Source organism: Hydrogenophaga sp. YM1, from assembly GCF_016903055.1.
GTDB lineage: Bacteria > Pseudomonadota > Gammaproteobacteria > Burkholderiales > Burkholderiaceae_C > Hydrogenophaga > Hydrogenophaga borbori.
On sequence record NZ_CP070223.1, the window covers coordinates 2244762 to 2270994 of the forward strand.

General features: G+C 70.7%; 27 protein-coding genes. 8 read left to right on the forward strand and 19 right to left on the reverse strand.

The features are described 5' to 3' along the window. Positions 1-15: 15 nt before the first annotated feature. The 10 genes from otnK to JNX00_RS10490 all read right to left on the reverse strand — a co-directional run bounded on the left by otnK (position 16) and on the right by JNX00_RS10490 (position 9100). On the reverse strand, positions 16-1323 hold the full coding sequence (otnK, locus tag JNX00_RS10445; protein ID WP_070397799.1) for a 3-oxo-tetronate kinase: 1308 nt from the start codon (positions 1321-1323) through the stop codon (positions 16-18). Continuing rightward, positions 1320-2225, reverse strand: coding sequence for an L-threonate dehydrogenase (ltnD, locus tag JNX00_RS10450; RefSeq protein ID WP_239478303.1), 906 nt, complete (start codon positions 2223-2225; stop codon positions 1320-1322). Before ltnD ends, otnK begins: the two co-directional genes overlap by 4 nt. 5 nt (positions 2226-2230) lie before the next feature. Further along, positions 2231-2944, reverse strand: a complete 714-nt coding sequence (locus JNX00_RS10455) for an alpha/beta fold hydrolase (protein ID WP_204744900.1) — start codon at positions 2942-2944, stop codon at positions 2231-2233. 18 nt (positions 2945-2962) lie between these two features. Continuing rightward, the gene (locus JNX00_RS10460; protein WP_204744901.1) at positions 2963-3556 is read right to left on the reverse strand and encodes a cupin domain-containing protein; all 594 of its coding nucleotides are present in this window, start codon (positions 3554-3556) and stop codon (positions 2963-2965) included. A gap of 27 nt (positions 3557-3583) precedes the next feature. Further along, positions 3584-4417: a carbohydrate ABC transporter permease gene (locus JNX00_RS10465; RefSeq protein ID WP_204744902.1), complete on the reverse strand. Its 834-nt coding sequence runs from the start codon at positions 4415-4417 to the stop codon at positions 3584-3586. Continuing rightward, positions 4414-5304 (reverse strand): sugar ABC transporter permease, encoded by an 891-nt coding sequence (locus tag JNX00_RS10470; protein ID WP_070397794.1) that lies wholly within the window; start codon positions 5302-5304, stop codon positions 4414-4416. The genes JNX00_RS10465 and JNX00_RS10470 overlap by 4 nt, the downstream gene beginning before the upstream one ends. 13 nt (positions 5305-5317) lie before the next feature. Next, positions 5318-6652 (reverse strand): extracellular solute-binding protein, encoded by a 1335-nt coding sequence (locus JNX00_RS10475; protein WP_070397793.1) that lies wholly within the window; start codon positions 6650-6652, stop codon positions 5318-5320. 35 nt (positions 6653-6687) lie between these two features. Further along, positions 6688-7788 (reverse strand): sn-glycerol-3-phosphate ABC transporter ATP-binding protein UgpC, encoded by a 1101-nt coding sequence (gene ugpC / locus JNX00_RS10480; RefSeq protein WP_070397792.1) that lies wholly within the window; start codon positions 7786-7788, stop codon positions 6688-6690. Beyond that, the gene (locus JNX00_RS10485; protein ID WP_070397791.1) at positions 7788-8222 is read right to left on the reverse strand and encodes a VOC family protein; all 435 of its coding nucleotides are present in this window, start codon (positions 8220-8222) and stop codon (positions 7788-7790) included. The genes ugpC and JNX00_RS10485 overlap by 1 nt, the downstream gene beginning before the upstream one ends. An 89-nt stretch (positions 8223-8311) precedes the next feature. After that, positions 8312-9100, reverse strand: coding sequence for a FadR/GntR family transcriptional regulator (locus JNX00_RS10490; protein ID WP_070397790.1), 789 nt, complete (start codon positions 9098-9100; stop codon positions 8312-8314). Between the two features lie 37 nt (positions 9101-9137). On the opposite strand from JNX00_RS10490, the gene JNX00_RS10495 reads away from it, so the two are divergent. After that, complete coding sequence (locus JNX00_RS10495; protein WP_204744903.1) at positions 9138-10142, forward strand: alpha/beta hydrolase fold domain-containing protein; 1005 nt, start codon at positions 9138-9140, stop codon at positions 10140-10142. On the opposite strand, the gene JNX00_RS10500 is transcribed toward JNX00_RS10495, so the two are convergent. Further along, positions 10076-11086 (reverse strand): bile acid:sodium symporter family protein, encoded by a 1011-nt coding sequence (locus JNX00_RS10500; RefSeq protein WP_204744904.1) that lies wholly within the window; start codon positions 11084-11086, stop codon positions 10076-10078. The genes JNX00_RS10495 and JNX00_RS10500 overlap by 67 nt on opposite strands. Positions 11087-11188: 102 nt before the next feature. Between JNX00_RS10500 and JNX00_RS10505 the strand changes: the two genes are divergently transcribed. Beyond that, positions 11189-12088, forward strand: a complete 900-nt coding sequence (locus tag JNX00_RS10505; RefSeq protein WP_204744905.1) for a LysR family transcriptional regulator — start codon at positions 11189-11191, stop codon at positions 12086-12088. 10 nt (positions 12089-12098) lie between these two features. Here JNX00_RS10505 and JNX00_RS10510 read toward each other — a convergent pair whose 3' ends face one another. The 6 genes from JNX00_RS10510 to JNX00_RS10535 form a co-directional block, all read right to left on the reverse strand. Next, positions 12099-12425, reverse strand: coding sequence for a winged helix-turn-helix transcriptional regulator (locus JNX00_RS10510; protein ID WP_070398708.1), 327 nt, complete (start codon positions 12423-12425; stop codon positions 12099-12101). A gap of 162 nt (positions 12426-12587) precedes the next feature. After that, positions 12588-13142 (reverse strand): MarR family winged helix-turn-helix transcriptional regulator, encoded by a 555-nt coding sequence (locus tag JNX00_RS10515; protein ID WP_070398707.1) that lies wholly within the window; start codon positions 13140-13142, stop codon positions 12588-12590. Positions 13143-13161: 19 nt separating this feature from the next. Continuing rightward, a complete protein-coding gene (locus tag JNX00_RS10520; protein WP_070398706.1) occupies positions 13162-13581 on the reverse strand; it encodes an acyl-CoA thioesterase in 420 nt (139 codons plus the stop codon). Continuing rightward, on the reverse strand, positions 13578-14342 hold the full coding sequence (locus tag JNX00_RS10525; RefSeq protein ID WP_116957949.1) for an SDR family NAD(P)-dependent oxidoreductase: 765 nt from the start codon (positions 14340-14342) through the stop codon (positions 13578-13580). The genes JNX00_RS10520 and JNX00_RS10525 overlap by 4 nt, the downstream gene beginning before the upstream one ends. Continuing rightward, positions 14339-16282 (reverse strand): feruloyl-CoA synthase, encoded by a 1944-nt coding sequence (locus JNX00_RS10530; protein ID WP_083293118.1) that lies wholly within the window; start codon positions 16280-16282, stop codon positions 14339-14341. The genes JNX00_RS10525 and JNX00_RS10530 overlap by 4 nt, the downstream gene beginning before the upstream one ends. After that, entirely contained in the window at positions 16279-17067 is a 789-nt protein-coding gene (locus JNX00_RS10535; protein WP_070398704.1) for a crotonase/enoyl-CoA hydratase family protein, read from the reverse strand. The genes JNX00_RS10530 and JNX00_RS10535 overlap by 4 nt, the downstream gene beginning before the upstream one ends. A 344-nt stretch (positions 17068-17411) precedes the next feature. On the opposite strand from JNX00_RS10535, the gene JNX00_RS10540 reads away from it, so the two are divergent. Both JNX00_RS10540 and JNX00_RS10545 read left to right on the forward strand, forming a co-directional pair. Then, positions 17412-18275 (forward strand): amidohydrolase family protein, encoded by an 864-nt coding sequence (locus JNX00_RS10540; RefSeq protein WP_070398703.1) that lies wholly within the window; start codon positions 17412-17414, stop codon positions 18273-18275. After that, complete coding sequence (locus JNX00_RS10545) at positions 18272-20119, forward strand: AMP-binding protein (protein ID WP_204744906.1); 1848 nt, start codon at positions 18272-18274, stop codon at positions 20117-20119. The genes JNX00_RS10540 and JNX00_RS10545 overlap by 4 nt, the downstream gene beginning before the upstream one ends. A gap of 30 nt (positions 20120-20149) precedes the next feature. Here the strand turns inward: JNX00_RS10545 and JNX00_RS10550 are convergent, their stop codons facing one another. Then, positions 20150-20740, reverse strand: a complete 591-nt coding sequence (locus tag JNX00_RS10550; RefSeq protein WP_070398701.1) for a 2-hydroxychromene-2-carboxylate isomerase — start codon at positions 20738-20740, stop codon at positions 20150-20152. Between the two features lie 189 nt (positions 20741-20929). On the opposite strand from JNX00_RS10550, the gene JNX00_RS10555 reads away from it, so the two are divergent. Beyond that, entirely contained in the window at positions 20930-21970 is a 1041-nt protein-coding gene (locus JNX00_RS10555; protein ID WP_070398700.1) for a TRAP transporter substrate-binding protein, read from the forward strand. 51 nt (positions 21971-22021) lie between these two features. Here the strand turns inward: JNX00_RS10555 and JNX00_RS10560 are convergent, their stop codons facing one another. After that, entirely contained in the window at positions 22022-23143 is a 1122-nt protein-coding gene (locus JNX00_RS10560) for a 5-methyltetrahydropteroyltriglutamate--homocysteine S-methyltransferase (protein ID WP_204744907.1), read from the reverse strand. A gap of 161 nt (positions 23144-23304) precedes the next feature. Here JNX00_RS10560 and JNX00_RS10565 point away from each other — a divergent pair, with 161 nt between their 5' ends. Genes JNX00_RS10565 through JNX00_RS10575 form a run of 3 tightly spaced genes read left to right on the forward strand, consistent with a single transcriptional unit; the run spans position 23305 to position 26163 of the window. Next, entirely contained in the window at positions 23305-24396 is a 1092-nt protein-coding gene (locus JNX00_RS10565; RefSeq protein WP_070398698.1) for an aromatic ring-hydroxylating dioxygenase subunit alpha, read from the forward strand. Positions 24397-24424: 28 nt separating this feature from the next. Further along, entirely contained in the window at positions 24425-25165 is a 741-nt protein-coding gene (locus JNX00_RS10570) for a GntR family transcriptional regulator (protein WP_239478333.1), read from the forward strand. 5 nt (positions 25166-25170) lie between these two features. Then, positions 25171-26163, forward strand: a complete 993-nt coding sequence (locus tag JNX00_RS10575) for a PDR/VanB family oxidoreductase (protein ID WP_204744908.1) — start codon at positions 25171-25173, stop codon at positions 26161-26163. Positions 26164-26233: the final 70 nt, after the last annotated feature.

Consider the following 26233-nt stretch of genomic DNA (forward strand, 5'->3'; position numbering starts at 1 on the left):
GCAGGGGTCCGGTGGTCAGTGCGCGGCCGCGGGGCGGTGCGCGCCGTCGGGGGTCGGGGTGGTCAGCGAGAAGGCCCGGGTGAAGAAGTCCTCGCCGCCGAAATTGCCCGATTTGAGCGCCAGCCAGAGCGGCGCGCCAGCCGCGGCGGCGGCCGTGGCGTGGCACCAGGGCACGCCGGGGTCGATCTGCGGGCCGATCTGCAGCCGGGCGATGCCCAGCGCCTGCACGCAGGCGCCCGAGGTCTCGCCACCGGCCACGATGAGCCGGCGCACGCCGGCCCGCACCAGGCCGCTGGCGATGGCGGCGATGCAGCGCTCGACCAGTTCGCCCGCCTGCGCGCCGCCCAGTTGGGTCTGCGCGGCGCTGACCGCCTGCGGCGGCGCGGTGGAGTACAGCAGCACGGGCCCGCCGGCCAGGTGCGGCGCCGCCCAGGCCAGGGCCTCGGCGACCACGTCCTCGCCGGCGGCGATGCGCAGCGGGTCGAGCTGGAACGCCGGCCGGCCGCTGGCGATGAAGTGCGCCACCTGCTGGTTGGTGGCCAGCGAGCAGCTGCCCGAGACAATGGCCTGCGCGCCCGCCACCGGTGGCAGCGCGCTGGCCCGTGCCGAGGGCGCCAGGCCGGCGTTGGCCGGCAGCGCGATGGCCACGCCGGAGCCGGCCGTGAGCAGGGGCAGGTCGGCCAGGGCCGGGCCCAGGCGCAGCAGGTCGTCGTTGGACAGGGCGTCGACCACGGCGATGCCCACGCCCTGCTGCCGCAGCGCCTGGATGCGTTCGCGCACCGCCGCGGCGCCCGCGGCCACCACGCGGTAGTCGATCAGCCCCACGCGGCGGCGGCACTGGGCCTGCAGCACGCGCACCAGGTTGGCGTCGGTCATGGGCGTGAGCGGGTGGTCCTTCATGCCGCTTTCGTTGAGCGGCACGTCGCCCACGAACAGGTGGCCCTTGAAGACGGTGCGGCCGTTGTCCGGGAAGGCCGGCGTGGCGATGGTGAAGTCGATGCCCATGGCGTCCATGAGCGCCTCGGTCACCGGGCCGATGTTGCCGGCGGGTGTGCTGTCGAAGGTCGAGCAGTACTTGAAGTAGATCTGGCGCGCGCCCTGCCCGCGCAGCCAGTGCCAGGCGGCCAGCGATTGCTCGACGGCCTCGGCCGCCGGGACGGTGCGCGACTTGAGCGCGACCACCACCGCGTCGATGCCCGCCTCGATGGGCTCGCGCGGCACGCCGATGGTCTGCACCACCCGCATGCCGGCGCGCACCAGGTTGTTCGCCAGGTCGGTGGCGCCCGTGAAGTCGTCGGCGATGGCGCCCAGCAAAAGGCTCATGCCAGGGGCCTCGGCAGTTCGATGCCAGGGAAGATCTTGATCACGGCGCTGTCGTCTTCCTTGGCGAAGCCGGCGGTGGAGGCCTGCATGAACATCTGGTGCGCGGTGGACGACAGCGGCAGCGGAAACTTGCTGGCGCGGGCCATGTCCAGCACCAGGCCCAGGTCCTTGACGAAAATGTCGACCGCCGACAGCGGGGTGTAGTCGCCCGCGAGCACGTGGGCCATGCGGTTCTCGAACATCCAGCTGTTGCCCGCGCTGTGGGTGATGACCTCGTACAGCGCGGCCGGGTCCACGCCTTCGCGCAGGCCCAGGGCCATGGCCTCGGCCGCCGCGGCGATGTGCACCCCGGCCAGCAGCTGGTTGATGACCTTGACCTTGCTGCCCGCGCCGGCGCGATCGCCCAGGCGGTAGACCTTGCCTGCCATGGCCTCGAGCACGGCCTCGGCCTTGGCGTAGGCCTCGGGCCGGGCGGCGGTCATCATGGTCATTTCGCCGCTGGCGGCCTTGGCCGCGCCGCCGGAGATCGGCGCGTCGATGTAGAGGATGCCCAGGCGCGCCAGCCGCTCCTCAAAACCGATGGACACGCCGGGGTCCACCGTGGAGCACATGACGAAGACGCTGCCGGGCGCCATGGCCGCGGCCAGGCCGTCGTCGCCGAACAGCACGCTCTCGGTCTGCGCGGCGTTGACCACCACGCTGACCACCACCTCGCTGCCCGCGCCCAGCTCGGCCAGGCTGGCGCAGGCCTGGCCGCCGTCGCGGGCGAAGGCCTGCGCCACGTCCGTGCGCAGGTCGAACACCCGGGGCGCGAAGCCCGCCCGGCGCAGCGATTTCGCCATGCCCAGGCCCATGGCGCCCAGGCCCACCACTCCCACTCGGCTCATATCGGTTTCTTCCACAACACTCAACTCAGGAAATCGACGACGGCGTCGCTGTTCGTCAGCATCATCAGGTGGCCGCCGGGCGCCTCGGCGACCGGCCAGCCGGCCTCACGCGCGATGGCGGCATAGCGCAGGTAGGGCTGCGGCGAGCGGTCGCTGGCCAGCAGGTAGCGGCCCGGGAAGCCGCGCACCTCCGCCTGGGGCGCGGTGACGGGTTCGGCGAAGCTGCGCAGCGGCTGCGGCGTGAGCTGGCGGGCCACGGCCTGCGCCATCTCGTCCGTGGGCAGCTGGAACTGCGCCACGTCGGGTGGGGGCATCCACCAGCCTTCGCCGCGCGAGGCGGCCTGCGCCACGTAGCGCGCGGCGGCCTCGGGCGTGGTGAGCTCCAGCATGGGCTGGCCGGGCGAGGGGATCACCGCTTCCAGCCAGGCGATCTCCACCAGGCGCTCGCGCAGGCGGTGCAGCAGGGCCGGGCCCAGCAGGCCGGCGTAGGAGTGCAGCACCAGGGTCACGCCGCGCAGGTCGAGCGCCTCGATCAGCGAGGCGACGTCGTCCACGTGGGTGTCGGCGCTGGTCTCCCGGCTCAGCCCGGCGCGGCGGTGCGCCAGGCCGCTCAGCGTGGGCGCGTAGCAGCGGCGACCCTGGCGTTCGAGCTTGTCGGCCACCTCGCGCCAGCACCAGCCGCCATGCCAGGCGCCGTGCACCAGCACCAGCGGTCCGTGGTTCTTCGGTTCCATGGACAGGGCGACCCGCGTTCAGCCGTGGCTGGCCTGGGCGGCCATGCCGTTGGCGTCGAAGCCGGCGCCAACGGCCTTGGCTTTTTCGGCCAGCGTGGCGTCCCATTTCACGCGGCCCGGGGTCTTGCCGCCCAGGATGGACACCAGCATGCCGCCGCTGGCCGGGTCCTCGCCGTCCAGGCTGCGGAAGGCGCGGTGCACGAAGGGCGGCACGCTGATGGTGTCGCGCGGCCCCAGGGTGACGGTGTGGGTCTGGCCGGTGGCGCCATCGACCCAGTCGAACTCCCAGCGCCCGGCCTGCACCACGAAGACCTCTTCGCTGTCGTGCCAGTGCAGGGCCGCGCCGCAGCCCTTGGGCGCGACGATGTAGTCGACGTGGAAGTTCTCGGCCGCGGCGATGCTGGGCTTGAAGTTGGGGTCGTCGGTGACGCCGGAGCCGATCACGCTGTAGAGCGTGCGCTCATGGCCCTTGACGTAGGTGTCGACGAAGGCGCGCGGGCTGGCGGGGATGGCGCCCCAGCGCGCCACGCGCCGGGCCATGTCGTCGGGCGAGCAGGGCTGAGAAGGTGCGACGTAGTCGTTCCAGGAGTCGATCAGTGCTTGTTTGTCCATGGGGGGGGTCCTCGAAGGTGGCGGGGCTCAGCCCTTGACCGCGCCCGCGGTCAGGCCGGTGATGATCTGTTTGGCGGCGACGAAGGTGAAGATCAGCGGCGGCAGCGCGATCAGCACGCCGGCGGCCATGATCTTTCCCCACTCCACGCCGGTGTCGGTGATGTAGTTGGAGATGGAGGCGGGCAGGGTGCGCGTGATGCGGTTGGTCAGGATGAAGCCCAGGATGAATTCGTTCCAGGCCAGCCGGAAGGTGAAGATGGCGGCCGCGGCCAGGCCGGGCTTGAGCAGCGGCAGCACGATCTTGTAGAACACCCGGAAGGGGCCGCAGCCGTCGATGGCGGCGGCTTCCTCCAGCTCGATCGGCAACTGGTCGATGAAGCCGTAGAGCAGCCAGATGGTGAAGGGCAGGTTCAGCGCCACGTACACCAGCACCACGCCCGACAGCGTGTCACCTATTCCCCAGGCCGACCAGATGACGAACACCGGCACGGCCAGCACCGCGGGTGGCAGCGTGCGCAGGATCAGGGTCGAGTAGCTCAGCGGCTCGCGGCCGAGGAAGCGAAAGCGCGCCATGGCGTAGGCGCACATGGTGCCCAGCATCAGGGTGATGAGCGTGGCCGCCAGCGAGACCTTCAGGCTGTTGAGCATGTAGCGCTCGATGTGGTTCTCCTCCACCACCGCGCGGTAGTTGTCCAGTGTGGGCGCGAACAGCCAGGACCACTGGGTGTCGAAGATCTGCGCCTCGGTCTTGAGCGAGGTCATGGTCATGATGACCAGCGGCAGCAGGCAGGCCGTGGCCAGCAGCGCCAGCAACAGGTAGTGCAGCGGCGAGCCGCGCGGCACCGAGGTGGGATGGCTCATCGGCGGGCCTTGGCTTTGAGGGGGTTGGAGATCAGCAGGATCGCGAGCGACAGCGCCGAGACAATGACCAGCAGCAGGATGGACAGGGCCGAGGAGTAGCCCAGCTTCTGGCTGATGAAGGCCGCCTTGAAGATGTGCAGCGAGAACAGTTCGGTGCTCAGGCCCGGGCCACCGAAGGTCATGACGTAGATCACCTCCAGGCCGCGGAAGCCGTCGATCATGCGCGCCAGCAGCGTCACGATCAGGATGGGCTTGAGGATGGGCAGCTTGACCCGAACGATCTGCTGCCAGGCGTTGGCGCCGTCGATGCGGGCGGCCTCGATGACGCTTTCGTCCAGGCCTTGCAGGCCGGCCAGCACCATGATGAGCACGAAGGGCGTCCACTGCCAGATGTCGGTAATCACCATGGCGCTGAAGGCCAGCACCGGGTCGGCCAGCCAGGCCTGGGGCGACAGCCCCAGCCAGGCGCTCAGGTGGTTGATCGGGCCGAAGTTGGCGTCGAACAGGTAGCGCCAGATCAGGCCCACGCAGATCGGCGCGACCATCATGGGCAGCACGAAGACCGTGCGGAAGAAGCGCATGCCGCGCACGGGCTTTTCCAGGAACAGCGCGAGCGCGATCCCCAGCACCAGCTCGGCCGACACCGCGATCAGCACGAAGGCGACCGTGATGCCCATGGAGGTCCACACCTGCGTGGACGCCAGCATCTCGGCGAAGGCCTGGAAACCGACGAAGCGTGCGCTGTCGAAGTCGGTGCCCAGGGGCCAGTCGTAGAAGCCGAGCCGCACGGCGCTCAGGATGGGGTACACCAGCCCGGCCAGCATGACCAGCACGGCCGGCAGGATATAGACGTACGGCGTCAGGCGCGCCAGGCGGGCGGAAGGCATCGGGGCGCGGTCCTCAGGCCTTGAGCCAGCCGCCCTGGCGGACGACGTCCTCGGCGGCCTTCACCACCGCGTCCAGCGCCTGCTTGGCCGGCTTGCCGCCGGTGATCACGTCGGGCAGCGCCTGGCCGAGGATCTGCTGGCTGATGTGGTCCCACTCGGGGATCAGCGGGCGCCAGTCGGGGTTGGCGATCTTGAGCGACTCGCGCAGGGCCGGCAGCTCGATGGGGTACTTTTTGGCGACGTCGGCGTTGTCCAGCGTGCTCCAGCGGTTGATGTTGCCGCCCGCCAGCGCGATCTTCAGGTCGGCCTGCTTGCTGGTCATCCACTGCATGAAGAGGAAGGCGGCGTCCTTGTTGCGCGCGTTCTTCGGGATGGCCATGGCGAAGCCGCCGCTCTGCGCCGAATGCTTGCTGCCCTTGGGGTGCACCGCGTAGGCGATCTTGCCGGCGACGCGGCTCTTGGCCGGGTCCTGCGCCGGGCCGAAGATGGACACGGAGTCGAGGTACATCGCGGCCTGGCCCTGCAGGAAGGCGTTCTGCATTTCGCCAAAGCCGTAGCTGGGAATGCCGGCGGGGCCGGTGTCCACGATTTCCTTCAGGATCTCGGCGGCGCGCACGCCCTGGGCGTTGTTGAAGGCCGCGCGCCACTGGCTGTCGAACACCTCGCCGCCATTGGGCGTGAGGTGCAGCAGCCAGGCGGCCGTGACCTGGTGGCCGGTCTGCCCGCGCGAGGTCAGGCCGCCGATGCCTTCCTTGTCCTTCATCAGTCGGCAGGCGGCCAGCAGCTCATCGTAGGTCTTGGGCGCGGCGAGCTTGTGCTTGGCGAACAGGTCGGTGCGGTAGGCCAGCACGCCGGTCTCGGCGCCGAAGGGAATGCCGTAGGGCCGCGCGCCGGGGCCGGGCAGGTACATCTTGGGGCCGCCCACCAGGGCGTTCGTCTCCCAGTAGCGGTCGATGATGTCCTTCTGGTCCCAGGCGGGATCGGCCAGGGCGCTGTTGGCGAAGTAGCCGTCCAGGGGCTGCAGCAGGTCCTTCTTGACGTACTCGGTCTTCCACATCACCACGTAGACCACCACGTCGTAGTCGCCGTTGCCGCGCTTGCCCATCTCCAGCACCTGCTTGTCCTTCATGCGCAGGTACTGCATCTTGTCGCGCTCGACCTTGATGCCGGTCTCGGCCGTGAACTCGGCGAACAGCTTCTCGGCCTGGTCGTAGTGCGGGTGGGCCGGGTAGTTGACGACGATGGTCTGGCCCTTGTACTTGGCGTAGCGGTCCTGGGCCAGGGTGTGCACCCAGGGGCCCAGGGCGGCGCCCGCGGCGGCGCCTTGAAGCAGTTGGCGGCGTTTCATGCTGTGTCTCCTGTTGTGGGTGGGGGCGGATCGGATCAGAGGCCGAGCGAGCGGCCGTGCTCGCCCGGTTCGAAGGCATGGAGGCTGTCGAGCGGCGCGTGCACCGCGACGGTCTGGTTGATCAGGCCCGTGTGGTTGCCCGGCGCGCTGAGGGTGAGTTCGCCGGCCTCGCCCGGCAGCGAGCCGCTGAGCACGCTTTCCGTGCCCAGGTACTCGCAGACCTTGACCTGCAGCCGCAGGCCCAGGCCGTGTTCGCTGGCGCCCAGGCGCAGGGCCTGCGGGCGAACGCCCAGCACCACGGGGCGGCCGGTGAAGCGCCGCGCGTGTGGCGCCATGGCGGCGGGCACCTCGCAGGCGAAGTCGCGGCCCACGAATCGCAGGGGCCCGCCGCCGTCCTGGACCTCGGCGTCCAGGAAGTTCATGGTCGGGCTGCCGATGAAGCCGGCGACGAAGCGGTTGAGCGGGCGGTTGAAGACCTCGTCCGGGCTGCCCATCTGCTGGATGCGGCCCTGGTCCATCACCACGATGCGGTCGGCCAGCGTCATCGCCTCGACCTGGTCGTGCGTGACGTACACCGTGGTCTTGCCGAGCCGGCGGTGCAGCAGCGCGATCTCGATGCGCATGTGGCCGCGCAGCTTGGCGTCCAGGTTGGACAGCGGCTCGTCGAACAGGAAGACCTTGGGTTCGCGCACGATGGCGCGGCCCATGGCCACGCGCTGTCGCTGCCCGCCCGAGAGCTCGCGCGGCTTGCGTTCCAGCAGGTGCTGGATGTTGAGCACCTGGGCCGCGGCCTGCACGCGCTCGGTGATCACCGCCTTGGGCGTGCGCGCCAGCTCGAGCGCGAAGCTCATGTTCTGCGCCACGTTCATGTGCGGGTACAGGGCGTAGTTCTGGAACACCATGGCGATGTCGCGGTCGGCGGGCGTGGCCGCTGTCACGTCGCGGCCGTCGATCACGATGTGGCCCGAACTGGGCGATTCCAGGCCGGCGATCATGCGCAGGGTGGTCGACTTGCCGCAGCCCGAGGCGCCCACCAGCACGATGAACTCGCCGGCCTCGGCGCTCAGGTCCATCGCCTGGACCACCTGGACATCGCCGAAGCGCTTGGCGACTTTCTGGAGTTGCAAATAGGACATCAGTACGCCAGGGCTTTGGTGGAAGGGCCGGCCTCATGCAGCTCGGCGGCATCGAAGGTCAGTTCGATCTTCAGACCGACGGGGTCGAGCAGGAAGATCTGGTGCAAAGGGACACCGGGCACGGGCGCCTCGCGCCAGTCCATGCCCTGCGCCTGCAGGTGCTCGCGCGTGGCCTTCAGGCCGGTGGCGCGCAACGAGACGTGGTTGAACTTGCCCGTGGGCAGGGCATCGGACGCGGCGGGCTCGCCGGCCGGCTCGTTGCCCGCCAGGTGCACCAGGGCCTGGCCCTTCGCGTACAGCCAGTGGCCGGGGAAGTCGAAGGCCGGGCGATCGCCCTCGCGCAGGCCCAGCACGCGCGTGTAGAAGTCCAGCAGCTCGGGCAGGCGGGCCGCGGCCACGCGCAGGGTGAAGTGGTCTATGTGTTCGAGCCGCATGTCACTTGATTGATCCGGTGATATGGTCATCATATGACTTGGTCGTGGCCATCGGCATCGGGAAATCCCTATGTGGGGGGCGGCCGGACTCAGCGCGGCGCGCTGGGCGCCTGGTCCACCATGAGGGCGCGCGCCAGCACCGCGCCTTCCTGCCGCCAGAAGGCCGGGTCGGCCTCTTCGATGCGGCGGATGGCGTTGTTCATGTGGTTGAAGGCGGCGGCGCGGGCGGCGGCCGAGTCCTGGTCCTCGATGGCGGCGAGGATGGCCTCGTGCTCGTCGCGCACCTGGCGCGCGAAGTCGCCGCGCCGCGCCTCGTTGGCCCGGGTCACGCGCGTGGCGCCGTGCAGGAAGCGGCTGAGGTACTGCAGGGTGCTCAGCAGGAAGGGGTTCTTGGCCGCTTCGGCGATGGCCCGGTGGAAGGCCACGTCCTCGCGCACGCCGTCGCCGCCGGCCTGCACGGCCTGGTCGAGCGTGGTGATGGCGTCGCGGATGGCCTGCACGTCGGCCTCGGTGCGGCGCTGAGCGGCCAGGCCGGCGACCTCGGCCTCCAGGGCGCGGCGCACCTCCACCATCTGGATCACCGCCTCCTTGGACACCGCGTAGCTGGCGTCGAAGCTCAGGGGCGGGATGCTGGCCTCCAGCACGTAGACCCCGCTGCCCTGGCGCGACTCGACCAGCCCGATGGATTTCAGGCGCGAGACCGCCTCTCGGACCACGGTGCGGCTGACCGAGAACTGCTCGGCCAGCTCGGGCTCGGTCGGCAGCTTGTCGCCGGGGCGCAGGCGGCCCGAACGGATTTCCGCGCTCAGGGTGTCCGCGACCCGCTCCGACAGCCGCGCGCCCGGGGCGATGGCGGGAAAGGGCGATGAACCCGACATAATGGCCTCTCCTGAATTCATCCTACGACTTTATCGCATGAGCCCCGCCTTGCCCACGTTCCTCGTCGACGCCCTGGCGCACTGGGGCCCGCGCTGGCACCAGGACATCACGGCCGGCCGCGACGCCATGTTCGAGGCCTGGGCGCCGCTGCTGGAGGCCTCGGCGCTGGCCCCGACGGCGCGGGATTTGCCGTATGGCGAAGACCCGCGGCAGGTGCTCGACGTCTATGCCCCCCAGGTCGAGCGACCAGGCGGCGGGCCGGGCGTGCCCATCCTGGTGTTCGTGCACGGCGGCGCCTTCGTGCGCGGCGACAAGGAGCAGACGCCCTGGATCTACGCCAACGTGCCGGCGGAATTCTCCCGCCATGGCTACCTGGCGTTCAACGTGGAGTACCGGCTGGCGCCCCAGTCGCCCTGGCCGGGCGGCGCCGAGGACGTGCGCGAGGCCCTGCGCTGGGTGGTCCGGCACGCCGCGCGCTGGGGCGGCGACCCCTCGCGCCTGTTCCTGATGGGGCATTCCGCGGCCTGCGCCCATTGCGCCAGCGCGCTCTGGGACGCGCGGGTGCGCCCCGACGGCGGCCTGCCCGTGGCCGGCTTGGTGCTGGTGAGCCCGCGCGTGGTGGCCGACACCCGCGCCGACAACCCCAACGCGCACGGCGTGCGCGCCTACTACGGCGAGGATGAGGCCCTGTACGCAGGGCGCGAACCCCTGGGCCAGGTGCGGGCCGACGCACCGCCCACCTTCATCGCCCTGGCTCAGTACGAAAACCCCTTGCTGGATTTCTATGCGCTCGCGCTGGCGCAGCGCCTGGCGGTGGTGGCGGACCGGGACAAGGGGCCCATGCCGCGGGTCGTGCAATTGATGGACCACAACCACGTGAGCATCGTGGCGCAGTTCAATACCCCCTTCAACGCGCTGGGCGGGCCGATCCGCGACTGGTTCGCGCGCGTGCTGGCCGGCCAGTACGCCGGCCCTCAGCGCCTGAGCGCGGGCGCGGCGCCCGCCACCTCGGCCGCCGGCGCATCGGCCCGGCGTGCGTAGCGCTGTGCCAGCACGGCGCAGACCATGAGTTGCATCTGGTGGAACACCATCAGCGGCAGCACGATCGCGCCGGCCACGCTGGCGGAGAACAGCACGTTGGCCATGGGCACGCCGGTGATCAGGCTCTTGGTCGAGCCGCAGAAGACGATGGCGATTTCGTCCTCCTTGGAAAAACCCAGGCGGCGGCTGCCCCAGGCGGTGAGCACGAGCACCACGGCCAGCAGCAGCGCGCACACCGCCAGCAGGCCGGCCATCGCCGACAGCGGCAGCTGCGACCACAGGCCGTTGATGACGGCGTGGCTGAAGGCGGCGTAGACCACCAGCAGGATGGAACCCTGGTCCACCACCTTCATGATCACGGCGCGGCGCTGCAGGAAGCCGGCGATCCACGGGCGCATCAGGTGGCCGACGACGAAGGGCAGCAGCAGCTGCAGGCTGATGCGGCCCACGGCCTCCAGCGGATCGCCCATGGCGGCATCTTGCGTGAGCATCAGGCTCAGGGCCACGGGCGTCAGGAACACGCCCAGCAGCGTCGAGGCCGAGGCGGCGCAGACCGCCGCCGGCACGTTGCCGCGCGCCATGGAGACGAAAGCGATGGCCGATTGCACGGTGGCGGGCAGGGCGCAGAGGTAAAGAACCCCGGTGTAGAGGTCCGGCGTCACCAAGGGGCGCAGCACGGGCGCCAGCGCCCAGCCGAAGAGGGGGAACAGGGCGAAGGTGGTGGCCACCACCATCAGCTGCAGCCGCCAGTGCCCGATGCCGGCCCAGATGGCCGGGCGCGAGAGCTTGGCCCCGTGCAGGAAGAACAGCAGGCTCACGGCCGCCTTGGTGGCCCAGGCCAGCGCGTCGGCGAACACCCCCTGGGCCGGGAACAGGCTGGCCAGGATGACGGTGGCGATCAGGTAGAGCGTGAAGTTGTCGGGCAGCAGGCGGGAGCGGGCCATGGGAGAGCGCGGGCAGCGTGGTGGGCGGTGAAGCGCGTGATTGGACCCGAGCGGTCAACCAAAGAGAAATGAATTTGTGTGATTCATATATGATTCGGAATCATGAATGTGAGCTTGCGCCAATTGCGGGTGTTCCAGGCCGTGGCCGCGCATGGCAACTTCACCAAGGCCGGCGAGCACCTGGGGCTGACGCAGCCGGCCGTGAGCCGCTGCGTCACCGAGCTGGAGCACCAGCTGGGGCTCAAGCTGCTGGACCGCACCACGCGCGAGGTGGCGCTCACCGCCGCTGGCCGCAGCCTGGCGGCCCGCCTGGAACGGGCGCTGGACGAGCTGGACGCCGTGCTGCTGGACGTGCGCGGCCTGGCCACGCAGCGCCAGGGCCGGGTGCGCGTGGCCAGCAGCCCCACACTGTCGGCCCACCTGCTGCCCGAGTGCATCGCGCGCTGCCAGCGCGAACACCCCGGCCTGGACCTGGTGCTGCTGGACCGCATGCAGAACGATGCGCTGGCCAGCGTGCTGTCGGGCGAGGTGGACTTCGGCGTCGTGATCGACCCCGGAGCGCACGAGGACCTGCACGCCGAGGCCATCCTGTCGGAGCCCTTCTGCTTCGTCGGTCCGTCCGGGCACCGGCTGGTCCGCCGGCGCGCGGTGCGCTGGGCCGACCTGGCCGGTGAGCCGCTGGTGCTGCTGGACCACGCCTCGGGCAGCCGGCGGCTCATCGACGAGGCCTTGCGCGCGCACGGCGTGCAGGCGCAGGTGGCGCAGGAGGTGGGCCACGTCACCACCATCTACCGCATGCTGGACGCCGGTCTGGGCGTGTCGGTGGTGCCCACGCTGGCCCTGCCGCCCAGCGGCCTGCCGGGGCTGCAGGCCCGGCCCCTGTCGCCGCGTGTGGAGCGGCGCATCCTGCTGGTGCGCCGGGCGCGGCGCGTGCTGGCCCCGGTGGCCGAGCTGGCCTGGCAACTGGTGGCGCGCGTCGCGGCCGAGCGCGCCGCGGCCTAGGCGCGCTCGTCTACCGGCCGGCGGCGCGGGTGGGCGCGCGGGCGGCGGCGCGCTGCTGCCAGCGGCTGGCGAAGCCGCGCATCTCGGCCAGCCGGCGCGCCAGGTCGGCGCCCTGCGGGGTGAGCCGGTAGCCGCTGCCGTTGTGGTCGATCAGGCGCGCGGCGCGCAGCTCTTTGATGCGGGTATTGAGTGTGTTGGGGGTGATGCCGCCCACGCTGTCCTGCAACAGGCGGAAGGTCTGCGGGTGGCCGTCGGACAGGGCCCAGAGCACGCGCATGGCGTAACGCGATTCCAGCAGCTCGAACAGCTGGGTCACGGCTTCCTGGTCCTTGCTCATCGGCGGTCTCCTGGCGCGGCCTGGACTGGGCTCTTCGCGCGTGTGTCTCGGATGATCACTATAGGCAGCAAGCCGCCCGCTACCAAGTTGCTAGCTGTGTGCGGTGCAGCAATGTCGCGCCGCCGTCACCCGGGTTTGCCCCGATGGGCGCGGCGCGGGGCTTCAGATGGCGTCGTCGCCCAGGCCCTGCGCGGGGCCGCGCCGGTACACCTTGCGCAGCAGGCCGATGAGGGTCTGCACCTCGTCGGGCGTGAGCGCGCCGGTGGCTTCCGTTTCGAGTTCGGTGGCCGTCGCCTGGGCCTGACGGTGCAGCTTCTGGCCGGCGGGCGTGAGGTGCAGGCCCTGGGCCCGGCGGTCGCTGGGGTGGGGTTTGCGCACCACCAGGCCGCGCGCGTGCAGGGCCTTGACCATGCCCACCAGGTTGGGCGGCAGGATGTCCAGCGCGGCGCAGATCTGGCGCGAGGTGACGCCCGGGTTGTGCGCGATCACGGTGAGCACGGAAAAATCCACCGGCCGCAGGCCATAGGGCGCCATGCGGCGCAGGAACACCGCGATGACGGTGAGGGCCGCGCGCCGCGCGTTGTAGCCCACCAGGGTTTCCAGGAAGTGGGTGTCGGGCAGGCCGTCGCCCGCGCCGCTGGCGTCATCGCCCGGCGGGCTGCCCTTGCGCGCGCCGCGGGGGCGGCGCATGGCGTTGGCGATGGAGGCGTCGCTCATGCGGGGCTGGATCAGGGGCTCAGTGGCACAAGGCCTTGATGTCCTCGGGCACGGGGATGGCGCGGATGCGCGAGGCGTCGGCCGGGTCGCGCTCGCAGAAGGCGCGCACTTCGGTGCCTTCGCACAGCAGGGTGTCGCCGCGCATCACGCGGTGCTGGTGCTTGAACACCTTGGCGCCCCATTCGATGACGCTGGTGTGCACCTGCAGGCGCTCGCCGTAGGTGGCGGGCTTCATGAACTTGGTGTGGATCTCCAGCAGCGGCGTGCCGATGATGCCGCGCGTCTTGACCAGTTCGCGCCAGGGCTGCACGCCGCACTTGACGAAGAAGTTCAGCGAGGACGCGTCCATCCACTTGCTGAAATTGGGGAAAAAAACGATGCCGGCGGGGTCGCAGTCGCCGAACATGACTTCCACTTCATAGATCTGGGTTTTGCTCATCGGGGGGCCATGCGAAGCGCGCCGTCGAGACGGATCACTTCGCCATTCAGGTGCGTATTGGTGACGATGTGCGCGGCCAGGGCGGCGAATTCCTCGGGCTTGCCCAGGCGCGGCGGGAAGGGGATGCTCGCCGCCAGCGAGGCCTGCACCGCGTCGGGCAGCTGGCGCATCAGCGGCGTGGAGAACAACCCGGGCGCGATGGTACACACGCGGATGCCGTGCTGCGCGAGGTCGCGCGCCATGGGCAGCGTCATGCCGACCAGGCCCCCCTTGGAGGCGCTGTAGGCCTGCTGGCCCACCTGGCCGTCGAAGGCGGCCACGCTGGCGGTGAACAGCATCACGCCGCGCTCGCCGTCCTCCAGCGCATCGAGCTTCGCGCAGGCGGCGGCGAACAGGCGGCTGGCGTTGTAGGTGCCGATGAGGTTGACCTGGATCACCTTGGCGAAGTCGTCCAGCGGCGCGGCGCTGCCGTCCTTCTGCACCACGCGCTTGGCGGTGCCGATGCCGGCGATGTTCATGAGCAAACGCGCCGGGCCGTGCGCGGCGGCGGCCGTGTCCAGCGCCGCCTGCACGCTGGCGGTGTCGGTCACGTCGCACTTCACCGCGATGCCACCGATGTCCTGGGCCACGCGCTGCGCGCCTTCCAGGTTGACGTCGAGCACGGCCACCTTGGCGCCCAGGCGGGCGAGCTCGCGCGCGGTGGCTTCGCCCAGGCCCGAGCCGCCGCCGGTCACGAGCGCGGCCTGTCCTTCGATCTTCATGCGTGTCTCCTCTGTTCGGTGGTGGGAAGCAGGGTGTTGGCCGCCGCGCCCGCGTGCAGGGCGGCGACGAGTTCGGCGCGGTGCTTGAGCACGGCGCGCTGGTTGATGGAGCCCTTGTCGGTGACCTCGCCCTTGTCGATGCTGGGCGGCTCGGCCAGCAGGATCAGGCGCGCCACTCGCGTGGCGCTGCCGGTGGCCGAGGCCGCCAGGTCATTGAGCACCTGCTGGAAGTGCCCGAGTACCTTGGGGTGGGCCAGCACCTCGGCCAGTGGGGCCTCGGGCCCCAGGCCCGCCAGGCCGCGCACCGCGCCGGTGGGGAACAGCATGGCGCCCACTTCGCGCTCGTTCAGGCCGGTGATGACCGCGTCCTGCACGAAGGGCGCGCCGGCCGCGATGATCTTCGCGCGCAGCGGGCCCACGCTGACGAAGGTGCCGGTGGCGAGCTTGAAATCCTCGGCGATGCGGCCGTCGAAGCGCAGGCCCAGGTTCGGCCGCGCGGGATCGATCCAGGCCACCGCGTCGCCGGTGCAGAAGAAGCCTTCCTCGTCGAAGGCCTCGGCCGTGGCCTCGGGGCTGCGCCAGTAGCCGGGCGTGATGTTGGGGCCGCGGTAGCGCACCTCGGTCTTGTCGCCGCTGGGCACCAGCTTGAGCTGCAGCCCGGCCGCTGGCAGGCCCAGGTCGCCCGAGCGCACCTCGGGCCGCGTGATGTACAGACCGAAAGGGCCGGACTCGGTCATGCCCAGGCCGGTGCCCATCACCACGCGCTCGCCGATGGCCTGCTCCTGCACGCTGTGCAGCGTGTCCCACACGGGCTGCGCGAGCGCGGCGCCGGCGTAGAAGAACAGGCGCACGCGACTCAGCAGGTTCGTGCGCAGCACCTCGTCGGTCTTCATCGCGTTGGCGATGGCCTCGAAGCCGGTGGGCACGTTGAAGTAGACGGTGGGCGCGATCTCGCGCAGGTTGCGCAGGGTCTCGCCGATCAGCGCGGGCGTGGGCTTGCCGTCGTCGATGTAGAGCGTGCCGCCGTGCATGAGCGTTAGGCCCACGTTGTGGTTGCCGCCGAAGGTGTGGTTCCAGGGCAGCCAGTCCACCAGCACCGGGGGCGTGTGCGGGTCGGCCAGCACGGGCATGCTCTGCGCCATCTGCTGCTGGTTGGCGCACCACATGCGCTGGGTGTTGATGACGGCCTTGGGCAGCTTGGTGGAGCCCGAGGTGAAGAGGAACTTGGCGATGGTGTCGGGGCCGGTGGCGAGCATGGCCGCGTCCACGGCCGGCGTGGGGGCGGTGGCGCGCAGCGCGGCGAAGCTGGTGGTGGCGCGGCCGGGCACGCTGCCGCTGGCGGTGACGATCTCAACGTCCTCGCCGAGGGTGGCGAGCAGGGCGCGCTCATAGCGCGGCGCGTCGGCGGCGAACACCAGGCCGGGCGTGAGCGTGTTCACCAGGTGGCGCAGCTTGTCGTAGTCCTGGCTCACCAGCGAGTACGCGGGCGAGGCCGGCGCCCAGGGAATGCCCGCGTACAGGCAGCCCAGCGCGATCTGCGCATGCTCCAGGTCGTTCTCGCTCACGATGAGCACGGGGCGCTCGGCGCTCAGGCCGCGGTCGAGCAGGGCCTGACCGATGCAGCGCGCGGCGTCCAGGGCCTCGGCGTAGCTGAGCCGAACCCAGTCGCCGGTGCTGCCGTCGGCGTTCTTCGCGCGGCGCGCCATGAAGGTGCGATCGGGCGCGGCGCTGGCCCAGTGCACCAGGCGGTCGGTCAGGCGGTGGGGAAAGGCGTGCAGCGGCTGGCGGGCCTGGAGGTAGGCGGTGCCGTCGGCCGTGTGGCGCAGTTCGGCTTCGGTGATGCCGAAGTCCAGCGCCCGGTAGCGGGGCGCGGCGCCGTCGCAAGCCTGCGCGCTGCGCGCTGCGGTGCGAGCGCCTTCGGGCGGCCGGGCGGCGCTCATTGCTTCTTGACCTTCGGGCCGCGGCCTTCCAGGAACTCGCGCACGCGGGCCTTGGCCTCGGGCGCGTCCTGCACGATGGCGGAGATCAGGGCCTCGGTGAAGAAGCCGTGGTCGGCCGTCTGGTCGGCGATGCGCGGCAGCGCCTGCATCAGCGCGTAGTTGGTGAGCGGCGCGTTGCTGGCGATGCGCGTGGCCAGCTCCAGCGCCTTTTCCAGGGCCGTGCCCTGCGGCACCAGGTACTGCGCCAGGCCGGCGCGCTCGCCTTCCTCGGCGTTGAGCACGCGGCCGGTGAACATCATGTCGGCCATGCGCGCGGTGCCGATCAGGCGCGGGATGCGCACCGAGCCGCCGCCGCCGACGAAGATGCCGCGTGAGCCTTCGGGCAGCGCGAAGAAGCTGGAGGTGTCGGCCACGCGCAGGTGGCAGGCGCTGGCCAGTTCCAGGCCGCCGCCCACCACGGCGCCGTGCAGCGCGGCCACCACGGGCACGGGGCCGCGCTCCACCTGGTCGAGCGCGTGGTGCCACATGCGCGAGTGGTGCAGGCCGGCGGCGGCGTCGCGCTCGCTCAGCTCGGACAGGTCCAGGCCGGCGCAGAAGTGTTCGCCGTTGCCATGGATGACGGCGGCGCGCACGCTGTGCGGCATGCCCTGGAAGACGTCGCGGATGGCGAGCACCAGGCCGTCGTTGAGCGCGTTGCGCTTGCCGGGGCGGTTGAGGGTGATGAGGGCGATCTGCTGCTGGTCTCCGCGCAGTTCGATCGTCAGGTCGTTGGTCTGGATGGGCATGAAAAGGGGGCGCTTCGGCTTCTTGTGAGGGTGTTGGATTATTGTTATAAACGATAACCAAATTCAACCGGTTCCCTCTGAAAAGGGATGCGGGTTTACCCTGATTTTGGTGAGCAGACGGGATGCCTGCTGTGGTTCGTCGGCGGTCTTGGCTGGCAAGCCAAGGGCTTGGGCTGTGCCGCCGGGGGCTTCGATGCGCAGCCCTTCGCGCGGCGAGGACCACCGCATTGCAACCGCCAGGGCCAGGGGCACAGCCCTGACACCCCCGACCACCGGACGTGAAATCGCAACGCCAAGCAGCCAAGCAGCCAAGCAGCCAAGCAGCAACGACAAAAGAGACGCCAATGGACCACCAGAACCTCATCGCCATCGACATCCACACCCACGCCGAAGTGAGCTGCTGGAACCCCTTCGACAACTACGGCGAGGAATACGACCGCGCGGCCGACAAGTACTTCGGCAGCAACCGCCGCCCCAGCATCGCCGAGACCATCGCCTACTACCGCGAACGAAAGATCGGCCTGGTGATGTTCACCGTGGACAGCGAATCGAAGCTGGGCCGCCGCCGCATCCCCAACGAAGAGATCGCCCAGGCCGCGCGCGAGAACAGCGACATGATGGTGGCCTTCGCCAGCATCGACCCGCACAAGGGCAAGATGGGCGCGCGCGAGGCCGAGCGCCTCATCAAGGAAGAAGGCGTCAAGGGCTTCAAGTTCCACCCCACGGTGCAGGGCTACCACCCCTACGACAGGATGGCCTGGCCCATCTACGAGGTGATCAACGCCCACAAGCTGCCGGCCATCTTCCACACCGGGCACAGCGGCATCGGCAGCGGCATGCGCTGCGGCGGCGGCCTGCGGCTGGAGTACAGCAACCCCATGCACCTGGACGACGTCGCCATCGACTTCCCCGACATGCAGATCGTGATGGCCCACCCCAGCTTCCCCTGGCAGGACGAGGCCCTGTCCGTGGCCACGCACAAGCCCAACGTCTGGATCGACCTGAGCGGCTGGAGCCCCAAGTACTTCCCCAAGCAGCTGGTGCAGTACGCCAACACCCTGCTCAAGGACCGCGTGCTCTTCGGCAGCGACTACCCGCTGATCACGCCCGAGCGCTGGATGAAGGACTTCGAGGCCGCCGGCTTCAAGCCCGAGGTCATGCCCGGCATCCTGAAGGGCAACGCCGTGCGCCTGCTGGGGCTGGCATGAAGGCCTTCACCTCGCTCGCCGACATCGAGGCGCTGGAGCGCCGCCCGCTGGCCGAGGTGGCGCCGCTGCGCACGCCCTACGGCCTGATCCGCGCCGCCGCCGAGCGCTTCCCCGAGCGCGAGGCCTTCACCTTCCTGCCCGACGCCGATCTGGCGCGCGCGCCGCGCCGCGTGAGCTACCGCGAGCTGCTGGCCATGGTGCACCGCGCGGCCAATGCGTTTCGCGCGTTGGGCGTGGGCCCCGAGGACAGCGTGGCCCTGCTTGCGCCCAACACGCCCGAGGCGCACGCCGTGCTGTGGGGCGCGCAGCTGGCGGGCCGCGTGTGCCCCATCAATACGCTGCTGCAGCCGGACCACATCGCCTCGCTCATGCAGGCCGCGAACGCCAAGGCGCTGGTGGCCCTGGGGCCCAACGCCGAGCTCGCGGTCTGGCCCACGGCGCTGAAGGCGCAGGCGCTGCACCCCTGCGCGCTGGTGCCGATCGCGGTCGACGAGGCCGTGCCCGGCCTGGCCTCGCTGCAGGCGCTGATGGCCGCGCAGCCCGACACGCTCAGCTTCGAGCCCGACCTGAACCCGGACCGGGTGGTCGCGCTGTTCCACACCGGCGGCACCACCGGCGCGCCCAAGCTGGCGCAGCACACCGCCGGCAACGAAGCGCACACCGCCTGGTTCGCGCACGCCTTCTACGGCTGCGACGAACACAGCGTCGAGGTGAACGGCTTCCCGCTGTTCCATGTGGCCGGCGCCTTCGTCTACGGCCTGGCGCTGCTGGCCATCGGCGCGCGCCAGGTGCTGCCCACGCTCAGCGGCATGCGCAACACCGGCTTCGTGCAACGCTACTGGCGCTTCTGCGAACGCGAGGGCGTGACGCACCTGGCCTGCGTGCCCACGGTGCTGGCCAGCCTGCTGGGCGTGCCCGTCGACGCCGACATCTCGCGCGTGCGCGCGGCCTACACGGGTGGCTCGCCGCTGCCCAGCGAGCTCGCGCAGCGTTTCGAGGCCACCACCGGCATCGCGGTGCGCAACATCCTGGGCATGACGGAGTGCGCGGGACTGGTCAGCATCGAGCCCCTGCTGGCGCCGCGGACGGCCGGCTCGGCGGGCTGGCGCCTGCCCTTCACCGAGGTGCACGCCGTGCCCTGGCGCGACGGCGAGGCCCGGCTGGACGAGCGCTGCGCGCCCGGCGAAACCGGCGTGGTGGTGCTGCGCGGGCCGCACATGAGCCCGGGCTACCTCGACGCGACGCGCAACGCCGGCCTGTTTCAGCACGGCTGGATCGTCTCGGGCGACCTCGGCCACCTCGACGCCGAGGGCCGCGTGCACCTCACCGGCCGCGCCAAGGACGTGATCATCCGCGGCTCGCACAACATCGACCCCGGTCTGGTGGAAGACGCCTTCCTCACCCACCCGGCCGTGGCGCAGTGCGCCGTGGTGGCCGAGCCCGACGCCTACGCGGGCGAGGTGCCCGCGGCCTTCGTGGTCTTGCGCGAGGGCGCCAGCGCCGAGGCCGAGACCCTGCTGCGCGAGGTGGCGCCGCGGGTGTACGAGCGCCCCGCCGTGCCCAAGCGGGTGGTGGTCGTGCAGACGCTGCCGCTCACCGCCATCGGCAAGGTGTTCAAGCCCGCGCTGCGGCTGCGGGCGATCGAGCTCAAGCTGGCCGATCTGGCGCGCGAGCTGGCGCCCGACCGGGTGGTGGCGGTGAGCGCGGTGGACGAGGGCGGGCGCCAGCGCGCCACGGTGCGCTTCGCCGGCGCGGCCGACGAGGCGCTCGCCGAGGGCTTGCGGGCCGCGCTGGCGGCGATCGCGGTGCCGACGGCGGTGGAGTTCAGTGGGGCGGAGGGCTGAGCCGCCCCACCAGCCGCCCCACCAGCCGCCTCACCAGCCGCCGCGCTCCAGCCAGCGCTCCAGCTGCTCCAGCTTGTCCACGCCCCAGAAGGGTTCACCGTCCACCACCACCGTGGGCGAGCCGAACACGCCTTGCGCCAGCGAGGCATCGACCTCGGCGCGCAGCAGCGCGGCCGCTTCCTCGCCGGCGGCCGCGCGCGCCAGGGCCTCGCCCAGCACGGGCGCCAGCGCGTCGGGCGTGGACAGGTCCAGCCCCTGGCCCCAGTAGGCGCCGTAGACCGCGTGCACCACCTCGCTGGCGCGTTCGGGCGCGTGGCGATTGGTCCAGGCCAGGGCGCGAGCGCAGGCCAGGGGGTTCATCACCGCGTCGCGCGGCTGGCGCTTCAGGGGCACGCCGCGCTCGCGCGCGTAGCGGCGCACGTCGCGCTCCACGTAGTCGCCCTTGAGCGGCGTGTCCATCAGGGGCTTCAAGCCCATCACCTTCATCACCGCCACGCCCAGCAGCATGGGGTGCCAGGCGACCGTGCGGCCATGCCGGGCGGCGATGGCCTCCAGCCGCAGCGAGGCGAAGTAGCCATAGGGGGAGATGAAGTCGAGGTGGCAGTGCAGGGGGGTGGGCATGGGGGCGGGAGGCGGCATCGAGGCAATGGTTTCATACCATAACGGCATATCAGCCAGTCCCGAAACCGGCTTGTGCAGCCCCACCGGCGCCTGCACAGTGGTGGCCTTGTGTCTGACGTGGCACATGCCTTCGGCGCGCCCTTGGTGGGCGCTGCCCGTCGTGTCTTTTCATTCAGCCAGGTTCTTCCCATGACCCTTCTCCGTCGCCGCAGCGCGATCGTGGCCGCCGCCGCATTGGGCGCCACCTCGATCGCCGGCAAGGCCTTCGCCCAGCAGACCGTGACCCTGCGCCTGCACCAGTTCCTGCCGCCGCAGGCCACCATTCCGGCCCGCGCCATCGTGCCCTGGGCCAAGAAGCTCGAGGCCGAATCGGGTGGCCGCATCAAGGTGCAGCTGTTCCACTCCATGTCCATGGGCGGCTCGCCGCCGCAGCTGTTCGACCAGGCGCGCGACGGCGTCGCCGACATCGTCTGGACCGTGCTCGGCTACACCCCGGGCCGCTTCAACAAGGCCGAGGTGTTCGAGCTGCCCTTCATGAGTGGCAAGGCCGAGCCGGCCTCGCGCGCCTTCCACGAGTACGTGCAGAAGCACGCCGCCGACGAGTTCCGCCAGGTGCACCTGCTGGCCGCGCACACGCACGGCCCGGGCCTGTTCCACAGCAAGTCGGCCATCACCGGCCTGGACAGCCTGCGTGGCCTGAAGGTGCGCGGCGGCTCGCGCATCATCAACAACATGCTCACCAAGCTGGGCGCCGCCCCGGTGGGCATGCCGGTGCCGGCCGTGACGGAGGCGCTGTCGAAGTCGGTGATCGACGCCACCACCATTCCCTGGGAGGTGACGCCCTCGCTGAAGATCGCCGAGCTGGTGAAGCACCACACCTCGTTCTCGGGCCCCACGGGGCTGTTCACCCAGACCTTCGCGCTGGTGATGAACCGCGGCAGCTACCAGAAGCTGCCGGCCGATCTGAAGGCCATCATCGACAAGCACTCGGGCGTCGAGACGGCGGCCCTGTTCGGCCGCGCCATGGACGACGGTGACCAGGACGGCCTGGCGGTGGCGCAGAAGGCCGGCAACAGCATCGTCACCCTGGACGCCGCCGAAACCCAGCGCTGGAAAACCACCGCCGCCGCGGTGGAGGCCGACTGGGTGAAGGAGATGCAGGGCAAGAAGCTCGATGGCGCCCAGCTGGTCGCCGAGGCGCGCGCGCTGATCGCCAAGCACAGCAAGTAAGCGGGCCAGCCCCGCGCGAACACAGGGCGGCCGCGGGCCGCCCTGTGTGTTTCAGCCCCAGACCTCGCGCGCCGTCTCCACCACCAGCGCCAGCTTCTTGCGCTGATCTTCCACGGCGATGTTGTTGCCGTGCACCGTGCTGGAGAAGCCGCACTGCGGCGACAGGCAGAGCTGCTCCAGCGGGGCATATTTCGCGGCGTCGGCGATGCGGCGCTTCAACTCGTCTTTGCTTTCCAACTGGCCGAACTTGGTGGTCACCAGGCCCAGCACCACGGTTTTGCCGGGCTTGAGGTAGCGCAGCGGGCGGAAGTCGCCCGAGCGGTCGTCGTCGTACTCCATGAAGTAGGCGTCGAGGTTCATCTCGGTGAGCAGGGCCTCGGCCACGGGCTCGTAGTTGCCGGCGGCCGCGTGCGTGCTCTTGAAGTTGCCGCGGCACAGGTGCATGGCCAGGGTCATGCCCTTGGGCTTCTTCGCCACCACCTTGTTGATGAAGGCGGCGTAGCGGTGCGGCAGCTCGTTCGGGTCATCGCCGCGCTGGCGCGCGGCCTCGCGCATCTTCTCGTCGCACAGGTAGGCCATGTTGGTGTCGTCCATCTGCACGTAGGTGCAGCCGGCGTCGGCCAGGCTTTGCAGCTCGTCCGCGTAGGCCTGGGCCACGTCGTCGTAGAACACCGGGTCCAGCTCGGGGTAGGCGTCCTTGCTGATGCCGGCGCGCCCGCCGCGAAAGTGCAGCATGGTGGGGGAGGGGATGGTCACCTTGGGCATGAGGCCCGGCAGGCCCAGGGCCTTGACCTGCGCTTGCAGGTACTGGAAGTCGGCGAGCTGGATGTTCTTGGCGTGGCGCACCTTGTCGATGACGCGGATCACCGGCGGCGCCAGCTCCTCGCTGCCGTCGGGCTTGCGGATGGTGACGGGAATGTCGGTCTTCACGCCGCCCAGCTGCTCCAGGAAGTCGATGTGGAAGTAGGTGCGGCGGAACTCGCCGTCGGTGATGGACTGCAGGCCCACGTCGGCCTGGAACTTCACGATCTCGGTGATCGCGCGGTCTTCCACCGCGCGCAGCTGGGCCGCCGTGATCTCGCCCTTGGCCTTCTGTTCGCGCGCCTGCAGCAGGTAGGCCGGACGCAGAAAGCTGCCGACGTGGTCGGCGCGGAAGGGGGGATTCAGGCTCATGGGGTCTCCTCGGGGTTGCGGAAATGGACGGCGCCGACGGTAGCCCAAGCCCCGGTGGTCGGCAATATCGGTGTTTTCAATGGATACATAAAAGCGAAAATCAGATCTCTATAGAAGGATTTCATGGAAAAAACGGCAATTAATGTATACATTGCGTATCCATGAATACCGATCCAGCCCATTTCCCGCTCAACGCCTGGTACGCGGCCGCCTACGACGTGGAGGTGGGACGGGCCCTGTTCCCCCGCACCGTCTGCCAACAGAAACTGGTGCTCTACCGCCAGACCGATGGCCGCGTGGCCGCCCTGGAGGACGCCTGCTGGCACCGGCTGCTGCCGCTGTCCATGGGCCGGCTGGAGGGCGACGAGGTGGTCTGCGGCTACCACGGCCTGGTGTTCAACGCCGAGGGGCGCTGCACCCACATGCCCAGCCAGGAAACCCTCAACCCCTCGGCCTGCGTGCGCCGCTTCCCGGTGGCGGAGCGGCACCGCTTCATCTGGGTCTGGCCGGGCGATCCGGCGCTGGCCGACGAATCGCTGATCCCCGACCTGCACTGGAACCACGACCCGGCCTGGGCGGGCGACGGCAAGATGATCCGCGTGAAGTGCGACTACCGCCTGGTCATCGACAACCTGATGGACCTCACGCACGAAACCTTCGTGCACGGCAGCAGCATCGGCAACCGCGCCGTGGCCGAGGCGCCCTTCGTGGCCACGCACGGCGATCGCACCGCCACCGTCACGCGCTGGATGGAGAACATCGAGGCGCCGCCGTTCTGGGCCGGGCAGCTGCGGCAGGCGCGCGGCCACCAAGGCCCGGTGGACCGCTGGCAGATCATCCGCTTCGAGGCGCCATGCACCGTGGCCATCGACGTGGGCGTGGCGCCGACCGGCACCGGCGCGCCGCAGGGGGACCGCAGCCAGGGCGTCAACGGCATGGTGCTCAATACCATTACCCCCGAGACCGGCAACAGCTGCCTCTACTTCTGGGCCTTCGCGCGCAACTACTGCCTCGACGAGCAGCGCCTGACGCACCAGCTGCGCGAGGGCGTGGCCGGCATCTTCCGCGAGGACGAACTGGTGCTCGAAGCGCAGCAGAAGGCGATCGAGGAGCACCCCGACCACAAGTTCTACAACCTCAACATCGACGCCGGCGCCATGTGGGCGCGGCGCCTGATCGACAAGATGGTGGACGCCGAGCGCGGCACGCCCGGCGCGGGCTCCAGCGTCATTCCCATCCGCCGCGCGGGCTGATCCCATGGCCACCAGCACCTCGAACCCCATGCCCGACACCGCGCCCGAAAGCGCGCAGGTGCGCACGCTGCTGCAGCTGCGCGAACTCATCCTCTCGGGCGAGCTGCCCGGCGGCTCGCGCATCGCCGAGCTCGCCATCGTCGAGCGCCTGGGCGTGTCGCGCACGCCCGTGCGCGCCGCGCTGCTGCGCCTGGAGCAAGAGGGCCTGCTGCGCGCGCTGCCCGGCGGCGGCCATGTGGTGCAGACCTTCACCGAGCGCGACATCGCCGACGCCATCGAGCTGCGCGGCACGCTCGAAGGCCTGCTGGCGCGCCTGGCGGCCGAGCGTGGCGCACCGGCCGCCGTGCTGACCGAGGCGCGCGGCGTGCTGGAGCGCATCGACGCCGTGCTGGCCGCGCCGGCGCTGGACGCCGAGGCCTTCTCCGAGTACGTGGCGCTCAACAGCCGCCTGCACGAGCTGCTGGCCGAAATGGCCGACAGCCCCACGGTGGAGCGCCAGCTGGAGCGCGTGTGCGCGCTGCCGTTTGCCTCGCCCTCGGGCTTCGTGCTGGCCGAGGCCGGCTCGCCAGCGGCGCGCGACATGCTGGTGGTGGCCCAGGACCAGCACCGCCAGGTGCTGGACGCCATCGAGCGCCGCGAGGGGGCGCGCGCCGAGGCCATCCTGCGCGAGCACTCGCGCCTGGCCCAGCGCAACCTGCGCGCCGTGCTCGCGGGCCTCAGCAACAGCCCGACCCACGCGCCCGCGCTCAAACTCATCCGCCGCCGCTGACCCTCATGAAAAGCAACCCGATCTGGCAGACCGCACGCGTGGCCGCGCTGCGCGACCTCACCCCCAGCGTGCGCGAGTTCGTGCTGCAGCCGCTCGACGGCGAGGCCATCGCCTGGCCGCCCGGCGCGCACCTGCAGGTGCGCCTGCGCGTGGCCGGGCGTGAACAGACCCGCTCGTACTCGCTGGTGGGCCAGCCGGTCGACACGCCCGGCGGCTACCGCATCGCCGTCAAGCGGCTGGACGACGGGCGGGGCGGCTCGCGGGCGATGTGGTCGCTGGCCGAGGGCGACGCGCTGAGCCTGAGCGCGCCGCAGAACCACTTCCCGCTGGACCTCGACGCGCCGGCCAGCCTGCTGGTGGCGGGTGGCATCGGCATCACGCCCATGGTGGCCATGGCCCAGGCCCTGGCGCGGCGCGGCCGCGCGGTGCGCCTGCTGTACGCCGCGCGCCACGCTGGCGAACTGGCTTACGCCGAGCGCCTGCGCGACACCCTGGGCGACCAACTGGTGACGGCGGTGTCGGGGCAGGGCCAGCGGCTGGACCTGGCGGGCGAGCTGGCGGCCCTGCCGCCTGGCGCGCCGTGCTACGTCTGCGGCCCCAGCGGCCTGCTGGCGTCGCTGCGTTCGCTCTGGGCCGAGGCGGGACGCCCCGCGAGCGGCCTGCGCTTCGAAACCTTCGGCAGCGGCGGCCAGCGGCCCAGCCAGGCCTTCTCGCTGGCCGTGCCCCGCCATGGGGCATCGCTCACCGTGTCGGCCGACGAGTCCCTGCTCGACGCCCTGGAGGCCGCCGGCATCGAGGTGATGAGCGACTGCCGGCGCGGCGAATGCGGCTTGTGCGCGATGGACGTGCTGGCCGTGGACGGCGAGATCGACCACCGCGACGTCTTCCTCAGCGAGCACGAGAAGCAGGGCAACCGGCGCATCTGCGCCTGTGTCTCGCGCGTGGTCGGGCGCATCACCCTGGACAGCGCCTGGCGTCCCGACGCGGCGCCCCACTGATAAACCCTGAGAGGGTTCCTACTGGTTTCATAACATAACGGCATAGCTGAAAGTCCTTCACCGGACTGGC